Here is a 12,636-nt window from a genome sequence, read left to right as displayed (position 1 = left end):
GCGCGCCGCGGCCGTGTCCGCCCCCGGCGCCCTTCCGTCCATCGCGCAACCGAACAGCACGAGGATGACCATGCGCGCATTCGCCCGCCGCCCGCTGCTCGCCGCCGCCGTCGCCGCCCCCCTCTATCCGCAGGCCGCGCGCAGCCAGGACGCTTCGGACTTCCCGCGCCAGCCGGTGCGCCTCATCGTGCCCTTCGCCCCCGGTGGGGCGACGGACATCGTCGCGCGCATCCTGGCGCCGGGCATGCAGCAGGCCCTCGGCGGCCGGCCGGTGGTGGTCGAGAACCGCGGCGGCGCCGCCGGCCTGATCGGCGCCGAGGCCGTCGCCGCCGCGCCGCCGGACGGCCACACCATCATCATCCTCACCATCACCAACTCGGTGCTGATGGTCGGGCTGCAGCCGAACGCGCGCGTGGATCCGCGCCGGGACTTCCAGCCGGTCTCCCTGGTGGCGACGCTGCCCATGGTGCTCACCGTCGGCAAGCACGTGCCGGCGCAGAACCTGCAGGAGCTGATCGCCCTGATGCGGACCCGCCCGGGGCGCATGACCTACGGCTCGGCCGGCCCCGGCAGCATCAACCACCTCGGCGGGCACCTGCTGAACCAGCGCACCGGGACGCAGGCGGTACACGTGCCCTACCGCGGCTCGGGCCTGGTCTTCGCGGACATGATCGCGGGCAACGTGGACATGCTGATCGAGGGCATCCCGTCCCAGGCGCCCTATGTCCGCAACGCCCAGCTGCGTGCCATCGCCGTGCTCGCGCCGGAGCGGAGCCCGCTGCTGCCGGAGGTGCCGACGGCGATCGAGCAGGGCCTCTCCGGCTTCCAGATCATCAACTTCATGGGGATCTACGCGCCGGCCGCGACGCCGCCGGCGGTGATCGCGCGGCTCGAGCAGGCGGTGCGGGCCGCCGTGCGCGACGAGGCCGTGGCGCGGCGCCTGCGCGAGACGGGCTCCGAGCCCGCCGGCACCACCGCCGCCGAGTTCAGGGCGTTCTGGCAGGCCCAGCTCGACCTGTGGCTTCCGGTGGTCGAGGCGTCCGGCGTGCGGCTCGACTAGGACCGCCGGTGCCGCCGCGGCTCAGCCTGGCGGTCGCGCCAGGAACCCGCGCACCAGCCTGCAGCGCTCCTCCGCCGCCGCCATCAGGTAGGAGAGGTCGCTGCCGGCCGAGACGTAGCGCGCGCCGAGGGCGACGAACTCGGCGAGCAGCTTCGGCCGCCCGGCGAGGCCGCCGATGCCGACATGCTTGCCGTGGCGCCGCGCCGCGGCGATGGTGCGCGCGTAGGCCTCGCGCACGAGGGGGTGGTCGAACTGGCCGCCGATGCCGAGCTCGGCGCAGAGGTCGTTGGTGCCGATGAACAGGATGTCCACCCCGTCCACGGCGGCGATCTCCTCGACGCGATCGAGGCCCTCCGGGCCCTCGATCATCGCCAGCACCGTCGTCCGCTCGTTCAGCAGCCGGCGGGATTCGACGGGAGGGTAGCCGCGGAAGCGGAGCTGCGGCAGGCCGCCGCCGACGGAGCGGTGGCCGAAGGGCGGGAACTTCGCCGCGGCGACGACCGCGCGCGCCTCCTCGGCGGAGCGCACGTGCGGGGCGATCACGCCCATCGCGCCCGCGTCGAGCACGCGCGAGACCCACTCCGGCGCGTGGCTCGGCACGCGCACGAAGGGCGTGATCCCGGCGCCGAGCGCGGCAACGCAGATCTGCCCGGCCTGGCGGAGCGACATCGGGCAGTGCTCGAGGTCGATGTAGAGCGAGTCGTAGCCGCAGGTCCTGGCGATCTGGGCGATCTCGACGCTCTCGACCAGGCGCACCGTCATCGAGACGGCGACCTCGCCCGCCGCGAGCCGCTCGGCCACGGCGTTGCGGACGACGCTGTCCAGGGATTCGTCGGCCATGCGGGGCGTCATCCTCCCGGCGGGCGCGGCACGGATGCGCCCTCCGCGTCGCGGTCGTCCCCCGCCAGGATCGCGGCGAGGGCCGGCGCGTCCGCGTCCTCCGCCGCCAGCGGGTCGCGCGGCAGCGCGCGGTGGCGCAGCGCCATGCGGGCGAGGGCGAGGCGCTGCCCGTCGCGCAGCCGCGCCGCCTCCCACGCCATCGCCGCGGCGCTGGTCACGTGGTAGAGCGCGGAGGCCGCCTGGCGGGCGAGGGCGTGGTCCCGCTGCGCCGCCTCGGCCAGCGCCACGGCGCGGTCCAGCGCGGGGAGCGCCTCCGGCAGCGCCTCGCCGTTGCCGAGCAGGCCGCGCACATGCGCCGCCAGCACCGGCAGCGCGCCCTCGCGCGCGGCGGCGCGCAGCACGTCGAGCGCGACGATGTTGCTCGTGCCCTCCCAGATCGAGCCGAGATGGGCGTCGCGCAGCAGGCGCGGGTCGGGCCACTCCTCGATGTAGCCGCAGCCGCCGCGCACCTCCATCGCGTCGCCCGTCACCTGGCGCGCGTCGCGGCAGGCGCGGAACTTGATCAGCGGCGTCAGGATGCGCAGCAGCGGGTAGGCGCCCGGCTCCCCGGCGTCGCTGCGGCGAAGCGCCTCGGCGGTCTGGAACATCATGCTGCGCGCCTGCTCGGCCCGGACCAGCATCTTGCCGAGCTGGCGGCGCATCAGGGGCAGCTCGATCAGGCGCCGGCCGAAGGCGACGCGGCGGCGGGCGACGAACAGCGCCTCGGCGACGGCGCGGCGCATCAGCCCCGCCGCGCGCACGCCGTTGGAGAGGCGCGAGTTGTTGACCATGTCCGCCATCTGCTTGAAGCCGGCCTCGGGCTCGCCGACCAGCCAGGCGATGGCGCCTTCCAGGCGGATCTCGCCGCTCGCCATGGAGCGCGTGCCGAGCTTGTCCTTCAGGCGCACGATCCGGTAGCGGTTCGGCGCGCCGTCGGGCAGGGTGCGCGGCAGCAGGAACAGCGACACGCCCTTGAGGCCCGGCGGCCCGCCCTCGCGCCGCGCCAGCACCATGGCGAGCTCGGCATCCGGGTTGGAGCAGAACCACTTGTCGCCGGAAAGCGCCCAGGTGCCGTCCGGCAGCGGCGCCGCGCGCACGGCGGTGGCGGCGATGTCGGAGCCGGCGCCCTGTTCCGTCATGAACATCGCGCCCTGGTGCAGCGCGTCGAGGTCCTGGCTGGTCAGCGCCGGCAGGTAGCGGGCGACGAGGGCGGGATCGCCGAACCTGCGCAGCGTGCGCGCCAGGCTGTCGGTCATGCTGACCGGGCAGCACAGGCCGAACTCCGCCTGCACGAAGAGGTAGGTGATCGCGTACTTCACCGCGGGCGGCATCGGCTCCGGCCAGCCGAGCACGCCGCCGCGGTGCGACATGGCGGCGAGGCCGTATTCGGCGAAGGCGATGCGCTCCATCTCGCGGTAGGCGGGATGGTACTCGATGCCCTGCGCCTCCTCGCCGGTGCGGGTGCGGTGGCGCAGCACCGGCGGGTTGCGGTCGGCGGTCGCGGCCAGCTCGTCCAGCGCGCCGCCGGCGAGGCCGCCGAGGCGGTCGAGATGCGGCTCGATGTGCGCGACGAGGTCGGCGGGCAGGTAGAGGTCGAGCAGCCGCCGCATCGTCGGATCGGCGCGGTAGAGGTTGATTCCGCGGCTGTCGGGCACCGCGGCGGCCCCGCTGGGCGGGGCGAGGGGGCGGATGTGCATGCTGCCGTCGTCCTTGCGGTCCTTCCCTGCCGGCGCGGCCTCAGTTCGGCACCACCAGCTCGACCAGCGGCGCGTGCTGCTGGCCGCCATAGGCGTCGCCGTCGTCGGGGTCGCACTGGACGCAGGGGCGGGGGATGGAGATCTTGATCGCGCGCGCGGCGTCGTGATGGAAGAGCATCACCTCCGATTCGGGCAGCCGGTAGAGCGCCGCGAAGCGCGCGCGGGTCAGCGCGCCGCTCGCGATCACGCGGCGGTAGGTCGCCTCGTCGCCGAACATCACGTCGAAGGTGAGGAGGAACGGGCCCGCGTTCTTGGAGCGGATCAGCCTCGCCAGCTCGCCGAGCGTCGCCATGGCCGGTCAGACCTCCAGCATCTCGGTGCGGAACATCTCCAGCGGGTCGTCGGGCCGGACGACGTGGTGCAGGGTGAAGCGGTAGACCGGCCCGCGGTCCATCTCCGCCGGGGTGAAGGGGAAGGCGAGGCCGCTGATCAGCCCGCCCCATTCCGGGATCGGGTAGTGCAGCGCGAAGTGCGCGAAGGACTTCGCCACGGCGCGCGCGGTCTCCTGCCGCGCGGCGGTGACGGTGATCAGCAGGCAGACCTCGTGGCCGAGTTCGCCGGCGCGCGGCTCCAGCCTGCCCATCACGCCGTCGCGGCCGTAGACGCGGATGCGCAGGTCGTAGCCGCCCGGGCCCGGGCCGAAGCCGAACGCCTCCCGCGCCCGCTCGGCGAAGCGCGCCTGCATCCCGCCGAGCCAGGCGTCGAGCTGGCGCAGGATGTAGGGCTCGCGCACGCCGGCGACGATGACGGACTGGTAGCCCGCGAGTTCGGCGCCCTCCAGCTTGATCGTCACCTGCCCGGACGGGCGGAAGCGGGAGCCGCGCACGCGCACGCTGCGCGCGTCGAGCGCCTCGTAGGCCGCTTCCGTCGTGTCGATCACGCCGGAGGGCTCGGTGACGAGGAAGGGGTCGGCGTTCTCGTAGAGCGTGTGCGAGGCGACGCTCTGCGGCGTGCAGCGCATCTCGGGGTCGCAGGGGGCGACGTCGAAGTGGTCCTCGCGCACCCAGGCGAAGAGGCAGTCCGGGCGCTTGCGCTGCACCACGGCGGCGGTGCCGCATTCCAGCGTCTTCGCCGCGTGCCAGGCGGGTCCGGCGCCGGCGCCGCGCATCAGCGGCACCGCGGCGAAGAGCGAGGTGTCGGTCGCGCGCCCGGCCAGCACGACCTCCGCGCCGGCCTCGAGCGCCGCGACGATCGGCTCGTGCCCCATGGCGCCGACGATGTGGGCGCTGCGCTCGATCACTCCCTCGTCGAGCGGCGGCGCGGGGTGGAGCGGCAGGATGCGCCCCTCGCGCAGGCGGCGCTTCAGGTAGTCCCTGTCCTGCTCGCTGCGGATCAGGGCGAGGCGGAAGCGCATCCCCTCCTCGCGCGCGATCGCGAGCACGATGTCGCGCGTCCAGTCCACGCCGGCGTCGCCGCCGCCGAAGCCGCAGGAGCCGACGATCATCGGCACGCCGAGCCGCGCCCGCGCGCGCAGCATCAGCCGCAGGTCGCGCGCCGTCGCCTCGCGCGAGAAGAACGGCGTGCCGCTGCCGAGATAGGCGGGGCCGCCGTCGGTCGAGCCCGCATCGGCGGCGATCACGTGCGGCGCCAGCGCCACGCCGCGCTCGAGCGAGGATTCGAGGAAGCCCGATCCGAGCATGCCCGTGGCGGAGAGGACGCGGACCTCGGCCGTCATCGCCCCAGCTCCCACCGTGCGAGAAAGCCGCGGCCGCCGGCGGGGATCAGGGCGGAATCGCTGTCGGCGTAGTCGGCGTAGAACAGGTAGGCTGCCTCCACCGTGAGCGAGCGGTGGGCGCTCTGGTGCGTGTGCGTGTTCACGGCGTGCGCGACCGCGAGCGGCAGGCCGTGCACGAAGCACTTGTGCGTGGCGTACACGGCGTGCTGGATCAGCCTCCCCATTTCGCTCTTCCGCGCCGGCGGCATCGGGCCGCCGGAGGGCCGGCCCTCCGGATCCGGCTCGCACTCCAGCGGCTTGCTCACGTCGTGCAGCAGGCACATCGCGATCAGGTGGTCGCGATCGTAGGCCGTGCCGTGCTCCGCCTTCGCCACCTCGGCGAGCGCCAGCGCCATGCGCGTGACGCCGCGGATGTGGTCGGTCAGCCGGCGGTGGCGCTCGGCCTCGAGGTTCTTCGGGACGTCCTCGAAGCGCTCCCAGGCGCATTCCGCCGCGACCTCGAGCCAGATCGCGGCCACGCCGCGCCGCAGCGCCGCGTCCTTGATCCGGTCGATCTTCGGGAACAGGCGCCGCAGCCCCGCCTCGTCAATGCGCACCGCCATCGGGCCGGCCCTCCACCGTCTCCTGCTCGATCGCGTAGTATTCGTCGAGGCCGATCAGATCCTCGATCGCCTTGCGCGCGCGCCGGCAGTCCTCCTCGCCCATGCCGGTGAAGGCGCCGGTCGCGCGCAGCTCGGCCAGCGCGCGCCGGTTCGCCTCGAAGGCGGTCAGCAGCATCACCTGCGCGTCGATGCAGGCGGCCCAGCCCATCGCCTTCAGCTCGGGGACGGCGGGAATCGGCCGGCCGTCGCGGTTGCCGCGGCTCATGACGTAGACGAGCGGCAGTCGGCACTCGCGCGGCGCGCGCTCCGTCTCCTCGAGGGTGCGCGGGAAGAGGAGGCCCATGTCAGCGCCCTCCTCGGCGGCGCGGTTGATGCGCCGCGCGGCCTCCTCCAGCCCGAACTCGCGGCAGGTGTCGGTGCGCGCGATGATCACGAAGTCCGGGTCGGTGCGGTCGCGCTCGCGACAGGCGTAGCGGATTTTCAGCGCGAACTCCTCGATCGGCGCGGCGTGCACCTGGTACTTGTGGTAGTGCGCGCGCTTGGGGAAGAGCTGGTCCTCGATGTGGATGCCGGCGACGCCGGCGCGGATGAACTCGCGCACCGTGCGCATGGTGTGCAGCGGGTCGCCGAAGCCGGCGCCGGCGTCCGCCAAGAAGGGGATCGGCACGGCGGCCGCGGCCTCCGCGGCGATGGCGATCTGCTCGGTCATGGTCAGCAGCGGCTCGGTGACGCAGCGCGAGGCGCCGCTGACGTAGCCGCCGCAATAGCCGGCCTCGAACCCGGCCTGCGCCACCAGGCGCGCGCCGAGCGGGTCGTACACCGAGGGCATGTGCAGGAAGGTCCCGGCGCGGAGCAGCGCCCGCAGCGCCGCGGTCTTGCTCGGCATGGCCTGGGTCACTGGGCTCGCCCTCCGGCTTGCGCGGCGCAAGGGCCGCCGGCTGCCGGGACTCTCGGCCGTGCCGCGGGCCGCGTCAATCGCGCATCCCCTTGCGGTCCGCCGCGCCTGATGCGAGCCTCGCCGCGAAGGGAGGAGGCGGACTGGGCATCGCCCGGCGGATCGGCCGAACCCTCCCGCGCGCCACCCCTTGCCGGACATCCGCGATGCCGCTTCGCCTGATCGACCGCCTCGAGACCTTCGGCATGGCGTTCTTCTTCTCGGCCGCCCTGGTCGTGGGCGTCGCTCAGGTCTTCGCGCGCTACGTGCTCAACGTGGGCGTGGTCTGGTCGGAAGAGGCCTTCGTCAAGTTCACGGTCTGGGCGTGCCTGATCGGCGCCGCGCGCGCGGTGCGCGACGGGCTGCACGTGCGCGTGGACCTGGTCCTCCAGCATCTGGCCCCGCCGATGCGGCGCGCGGCGGAGCTGCTGAACATCGCGATCAACCTCGCCTTCTGCGGCGTGATGCTGTGGGCCGCGCTCGGCTATCTCGACTTCCTGTTCGTGGTGGGCACCACCAATGTTGAGACCGGCATGCCGGAGTGGGTCGCCTACCTGGTGACGCCGCTGTTCCTCGCGCTGATGTGCGTGCGCTATGCGGCGCTGGTGCCGGCCGCCGTCGGGTCGCCGAGCGGCGATCCGTGGCAGCCCGCCGGCGCTCGCGCCCCGGCCCCCTCGGTGCACTGAGCGGGGGCGCCGCCGTGTCCGCCGCCGTCGCCACCGCCCTCGGACTGTTCGTCCTCCTCGCCGTCCTCGGGGCGCCGATCGCGGTGACGCTCGGCGCCTCCACCCTCGTCGCGCTGCTGCTGTTCGACCCGATCCCGCTGCCGCTGGTCGGCCAGAAGATCCTGTCGAACATCGACAGCACGACGCTGATGGCGGTGCCGTTTTTCTTCCTCGCTGCCGCCTTCATGGAGACGGGCGGTATCGTGCGCCGGCTGGTCGCGGTGGCGCAGGCGCTGGTCGGGCACCGGCGCGGCGGCATCGGGATGACGGGCGTGCTCGCCTGCATGTTCTTCGCCGCGATCTCCGGCTCCTCCGGCGCGACGGTCGCGGCGGTGGGCGGGATCATGATCCCGGCGATGATCCGGCACGGATACTCCAGGCGCTACGCGGTCGGCTCGATGACGACGGCCGGCTCGCTCGGCATCCTGATCCCACCCTCGATCCCGATGGTGCTCTACGGCTTCCTCACCGAGACCTCGATCCCGAAGCTCTTCATCGCCGGCATTCTGCCCGGGATCCTCTTCGGGCTGCTGCTGATGGCGCTGGCGCGCGTGCTCGCCGTGCGCGATCGCGTGCCGGTCGCGCCGCCGCTGCCCTGGACCGAGCGCCGCGCCGCGATCCGCGACGCGCTGCCGGCGCTGAGCCTTCCGGTCTTCCTGATCGTCGGCATCTACGGCTTCCCCGCCTTCGAGATCTTCGGCCACCGGTTCCAGGGCGGCGCGATCTTCACCCCGACCGAGGCGGCGGTCGTCTGCTCCGCGCTGGCGGCGGTGATCGGCACCCTGGTCTACCGCGAGACGACGCTCCCCGGCCTGGTCCGCACCATGCTCCTGGTGACGCCGCGGATCGGCATGATCTTCTGGATCACCACCATGGCGATCCTGTTCTCGTTCTTCCTCACTCAGCAGGGGGTGCCGGCGGCGCTCGCCCAGTGGATGGTCGAGGTGCAGATGCCGCAATGGCTGTTCCTGCTCCTCGTCAACGTCGTCTTGATCATCGCCGGCATCTTCATGGACGGGGTGCCGATGATCCTGCTGTTCATGCCGATCCTGTTCCCGGCGGCGATGGAGCTCGGCGTGGACCCGCTGCACCTCTGCATCATCGTGGTGGTGAACATCGAGCTGGCGCTGATCTCGCCGCCCGTCGGCATCAACCTCTACGTCTCCTCCACCATCGCCAACGTGCCGATCCACGAGGTGGTGATCGCCTCGCTGCCCTGGGTGGCGGTGGCCTTCCTGATGCTGCTGCTCGTCACCTACGTGCCCTGGCTCTCGACCTTCTTGCCGGGCGTCCTGTTCTAGGGCGATGCTCCGGCGAGAAGACCGCACAGGGAGGGAGCCCGCCATGACCGTCCCCCGCCGCGCCGCGTTCGGCGGCCTCGCCGCGATCGCCCTCGGCACGCCGCCCGGCGCCGCGCGCGCCCAGGCGGCGACGCGCATCGTCATCAACAACGACACCCAGGCCACCTCGCTCAAGGGCCAGACCTGGGAGCTGTTCAAGCGCGAGATCGAGTCCGATCTCGGCCCGCGGGTGCAGGTGCAGCTCCACCATTCCGGCACGCTCTACGACCAGCGCGGCCAGGTGCAGGCGCTGCAGCTCGGTGCCATCCAGTTCATCGCGCCGGTCGCGGGCATCTACGCCGCCACCGCGCCGAAGCTCGCCGTGCTCGGCCTGCCCTACCTGCTGCCGACGCCGCGCGCCCTGCAGGCGGTGATCGAGGACGAGGAGCTGTCCCGCGCCCTGTTCGACGAGCTGCGCGCCAAGGCGATGGAGCCGGTCGCCTTCTGGCTCAACGGCTACCGCGACGTCGGTCGTCGCGGCACGCCGATTCTGCGCCCCGCCGACATGCGCGGGGTGAAGATCCGCGTCCCCTCGGGCGCCAACTACGTCGAGGCCTTCCGCGAGCTCGGCGCCAACGTGGTGACGATCAACTGGGGCGAGGTGCCGACCGCGCTCGCGCAGGGCGTGATCGACGCGGTGGAGCCGGTGGCGAACGCCTGGCTCGCCAGCAAGCTCTACGAGATCGCCGACCACATCACCCGCATCGGCTACATCCTGGACTTCTACGTCGTCTGCACCAACAAGGCCTGGTGGGACCGCCTGCCGGCGGAGCGGCGCGACGCGGTCCGCCGCAACCTCGCCAAGGCGACCGAGTGGAACTGGGCCAACACGGAGCGGATCAACGAGGAGGCCTACCGGCGCATCGCCTCGCTCGGCGCCACGGTGCACACGCTGACGCCGGAGCAGCGTGCCGAGTGGCGCGAGGCGATGCGCCCGGTCTGGGCACGCCTCGGCAACCCGCTGGTGGGCGAGGCGGTGATGCAGCGCCTGGCCCGGATCGGCGAGGCCAGCAGCTGAACGGCGCGCGTGCGGGCGACGCCGTTCCCCGAGTCGCCCGCGGCACCTTGACGCCGCGCGCCACGATGCCGTCTTACGCCCGCGCCACGGGGGCCGTGGCGGCCGGCTGCGTCCGGCCCTCGCGACAAGGAGAGCAGGCATGGTCGAACACGACCGGCGACCGACCCGTCCGCGACCCCGAGCGGCCCAGGGTCGCGCCGGTTCCCGGGGGCGAACGGTGCGATGAGCGAGGCGTCCGACGACCCCTACGCGCTGCTCGGCGTCAAGCGCGACGCCTCGGCCGAGGAGATCCGGAGCGCCTACCGCAAGCTCGCGCGCAAGCTGCACCCGGACCTCAACCCGGGCGACAAGGCGGCGGAGGAGCGTTTCAAGAAGGTCACGGCCGCCTACGAGCTGCTGGGCGACCCCGAGAAGCGCGCGCGCTTCGACCGCGGCGAGATCGACGCGACCGGGGCGGAACGGCCGCAGGCCCGCCGCTTCTGGCGCGAGCACGCCGGCGCGGCCGGCGACGCCTATGCCACCGACGCCGGCTTCGCCGACATCCTCGACGCCGACGACCTGCTCGCCGCGATCTTCGGCCGCGGCGGCCCGGGCCGGCGACCCGGCGAGACGTTCGAGGGCGCCGGCATCCGGATGCGCGGCGGCGACCTGCGCGGCCGGCTCCACCTCGAGTTCCTGGAGGCGATCAACGGCGCCACCAAGCGCCTCACCCTGCCCGACGGCTCGGTGGTGGACGTGCAGGTCCCGCCGGGCGCGCACGACGGGCAGGTGCTGCGGCTGCGCGGCAAGGGCCTGCCGGGCGTCGGCGGCGGCCCGCCGGGCGATTTGCTGGTCGAGCTGGAGGTCGGCGGGCATCACCGCTTCACCCGCCGCGGCGACGACATTCACCTGGAACTGCCGGTGAGCCTCGTCGAGGCGGTGCTCGGCGCCAAGGTCGAAGTGCCCACCCCGGCCGGCCCCGTGATGGTCACGGTGCCCCCCGGCAGCAACACGGGCACGGTGCTCCGCCTGCGCGGGCGCGGCGTGCCGCGCCGGGACGGCACCCGCGGCGACGCCTATGCCGAGCTGCGCGTGTTCCTGCCCGACAAGCCCGATCCCGAGCTCGAGGCCTTCGTGCGCGGCTGGCAGGCCGGTCGCGCGCACAACCCGCGGGAGGGGAGGCAATGATCGCCCGCGCCGAGTTCCTGCTGCGCGCCGAGATCAGCGAGCAGACCTTCGATGCCTGGGTCGCGGAGGGCTGGATCTGCGGCGGGCCGGACCTGTCCGAGGCCGAACTGGCGCGCGCCGCCCTGATCCGCGACCTCACCGAGCGGCTCGGCGTGAACGCCGAGGGGGTGGCCGTCGCGCTCGCCCTGATCGACCAGATCCACGGCCTGCGCCGCGCGCTGCGGCAGGTGAGCGCGGCGCTCGACCGCCTGCCCGAGCCGCTGCGCACGGAGGCGCTCGCGGCGCTCCGCGCCGCGGCCGAGGGCCGCGACGGTCCCGCGCCGGGCTGAGCGCGGCGTGGCCGCCTACCGCCTCGCGCTCGACACCGCCGCGCTGGCCCGGCAGGCGCGGCTGAACCGCCTGCAGTCGGCGCTGCTGCTGCTCGGGCTCACCGCGCTGGCCGCGCTCTCGGGACTGATCGTCGCCGGCCTGCCGGGGCTGCTGGTGGCGGCCGGCGTCGCGCTGGCGCTGCTGCTGTTCGACCCGGAGCCGGGCAGCGCGGTGTTCCGCCAGCTTCTCGGCGGCGTGCCGCTGCCGCCCGAGGCGGCGCCCGAACTCCACGCGGTGGCCCGGACCCTGGCCCGCCGGGCGGGCCTGCTGCGCGCTCCCGCCCTCTACCTGCTGCCCTCGCCCGTGCTGCAGGCGATGGCCGCTGGCGACCGCGCGCGTCCGGCCATCGCCCTCACCCTCGCCCTGCTGCGCGCCCTGCCGCCGCGCGAGGTCGCCGCGATCCTCGCGCACGAGATCGCGCATCTCCGGCACGGCGACGTACGGGTGATGCGGCTCGCGGCCGCGGCGTCCTCGCTGACCCGGATCATGGGCACCTTCGGGGCGCTGATGCTGGTGCTCTGGTTCCCGTTGCTGCTCGCCGCCGGCGAGGCGCCCTCGCCGATCGCCTTCCTGCTGCTGATGGCAGCGCCGGTGCTCGGCGACCTGCTCATCCTCTCGCTCTCGCGCCGGCGCGAGCTCCTGGCCGATGCCGGCGCCGTCGAGCTGACCGGCGACCCCGGCGGCCTGGCCGCGGCGCTGATGCGGCTCGAGCGCATTCAGGGCGACGACTGGGAGCGCCTGGCCAGCCGCAGCGGCGCGCGCTGGCTGCGGTGGTTCCGCACCCACCCCACGATCCGCGAGCGGATCGCGCGCCTGTCGGAGACGATCGCCCTCGTCCCCTCGGTGCCCGAATGGCCCACCGAGGTCCGGGACGGCTGGCTGCCAGCCGGGGGGCCGCCAGGCTGGGGCGGCGGCGTCGGGCCGTGGCGCGGCCGCCTGGGTCAGCGCGTGGCCGGCCGCTGGCTCCTCTGATACGCGCGGCATCAGAAGTTGACCTGTGCGTAGGCGGGTGAGGCGATGGCGGTGCTGCGCTCGGGCTGATCGGCGAGCCAGTTCCAGGCGTCGCCGCAGGCGTCGAGGATGGCGTCGTAGCTGTCGAAGACGCGGTTG

General features: G+C 73.8%; 13 protein-coding genes. 7 read left to right on the top strand and 6 right to left on the bottom strand.

The genetic code is table 11. From position 1 onward, the window contains the following. Positions 1-70: 70 nt before the first annotated feature. Complete coding sequence (locus IEX99_RS19620) at positions 71-1,060, top strand: Bug family tripartite tricarboxylate transporter substrate binding protein (protein WP_188903460.1); 990 nt, start codon at positions 71-73, stop codon at positions 1,058-1,060. 21 nt (positions 1,061-1,081) lie between these two features. Here the strand turns inward: IEX99_RS19620 and IEX99_RS19615 are convergent, their stop codons facing one another. From IEX99_RS19615 to IEX99_RS19590, 6 genes are read right to left on the bottom strand one after another with little or no spacing between them, the layout of a single operon-like run. After that, a complete protein-coding gene (locus IEX99_RS19615; protein WP_188903458.1) occupies positions 1,082-1,900 on the bottom strand; it encodes an HpcH/HpaI aldolase family protein in 819 nt (272 codons plus the stop codon). Between the two features lie 8 nt (positions 1,901-1,908). Further along, complete coding sequence (locus IEX99_RS19610) at positions 1,909-3,636, bottom strand: acyl-CoA dehydrogenase family protein (protein WP_188903456.1); 1,728 nt, start codon at positions 3,634-3,636, stop codon at positions 1,909-1,911. Positions 3,637-3,676: 40 nt separating this feature from the next. Beyond that, complete coding sequence (locus tag IEX99_RS19605; protein WP_188903454.1) at positions 3,677-3,988, bottom strand: DUF4387 domain-containing protein; 312 nt, start codon at positions 3,986-3,988, stop codon at positions 3,677-3,679. A gap of 6 nt (positions 3,989-3,994) precedes the next feature. After that, positions 3,995-5,371, bottom strand: coding sequence for an acyclic terpene utilization AtuA family protein (locus IEX99_RS19600; RefSeq protein WP_188903452.1), 1,377 nt, complete (start codon positions 5,369-5,371; stop codon positions 3,995-3,997). Continuing rightward, entirely contained in the window at positions 5,368-5,973 is a 606-nt protein-coding gene (locus IEX99_RS19595; protein ID WP_188903451.1) for an HD domain-containing protein, read from the bottom strand. The genes IEX99_RS19600 and IEX99_RS19595 overlap by 4 nt, the downstream gene beginning before the upstream one ends. After that, complete coding sequence (locus tag IEX99_RS19590; protein ID WP_188903449.1) at positions 5,957-6,859, bottom strand: isocitrate lyase/PEP mutase family protein; 903 nt, start codon at positions 6,857-6,859, stop codon at positions 5,957-5,959. Before IEX99_RS19590 ends, IEX99_RS19595 begins: the two co-directional genes overlap by 17 nt. Positions 6,860-7,074: 215 nt before the next feature. On the opposite strand from IEX99_RS19590, the gene IEX99_RS19585 reads away from it, so the two are divergent. The 6 genes from IEX99_RS19585 to IEX99_RS19560 all read left to right on the top strand — a co-directional run bounded on the left by IEX99_RS19585 (position 7,075) and on the right by IEX99_RS19560 (position 12,498). Next, positions 7,075-7,593, top strand: a complete 519-nt coding sequence (locus IEX99_RS19585) for a TRAP transporter small permease (protein WP_188903447.1) — start codon at positions 7,075-7,077, stop codon at positions 7,591-7,593. 14 nt (positions 7,594-7,607) lie between these two features. After that, positions 7,608-8,933, top strand: coding sequence for a TRAP transporter large permease (locus tag IEX99_RS19580; RefSeq protein ID WP_188903444.1), 1,326 nt, complete (start codon positions 7,608-7,610; stop codon positions 8,931-8,933). Between the two features lie 43 nt (positions 8,934-8,976). Next, positions 8,977-9,990: a TRAP transporter substrate-binding protein gene (locus tag IEX99_RS19575; protein WP_188903442.1), complete on the top strand. Its 1,014-nt coding sequence runs from the start codon at positions 8,977-8,979 to the stop codon at positions 9,988-9,990. A gap of 222 nt (positions 9,991-10,212) precedes the next feature. Beyond that, positions 10,213-11,157 (top strand): DnaJ C-terminal domain-containing protein, encoded by a 945-nt coding sequence (locus IEX99_RS19570; protein ID WP_188903440.1) that lies wholly within the window; start codon positions 10,213-10,215, stop codon positions 11,155-11,157. After that, positions 11,154-11,486, top strand: a complete 333-nt coding sequence (locus IEX99_RS19565) for a chaperone modulator CbpM (protein WP_188903438.1) — start codon at positions 11,154-11,156, stop codon at positions 11,484-11,486. The genes IEX99_RS19570 and IEX99_RS19565 overlap by 4 nt, the downstream gene beginning before the upstream one ends. Before the next feature lie 7 nt (positions 11,487-11,493). Continuing rightward, positions 11,494-12,498: a zinc metalloprotease HtpX gene (locus IEX99_RS19560; RefSeq protein WP_188903436.1), complete on the top strand. Its 1,005-nt coding sequence runs from the start codon at positions 11,494-11,496 to the stop codon at positions 12,496-12,498. Positions 12,499-12,636: the final 138 nt, after the last annotated feature.

It is taken from the genome of Caldovatus sediminis (genome assembly GCF_014644455.1).
In the GTDB taxonomy this organism is placed as follows: domain Bacteria; phylum Pseudomonadota; class Alphaproteobacteria; order Acetobacterales; family Acetobacteraceae; genus Caldovatus; species Caldovatus sediminis.
This window is presented reverse-complemented; position numbering and strand designations above follow the sequence as displayed.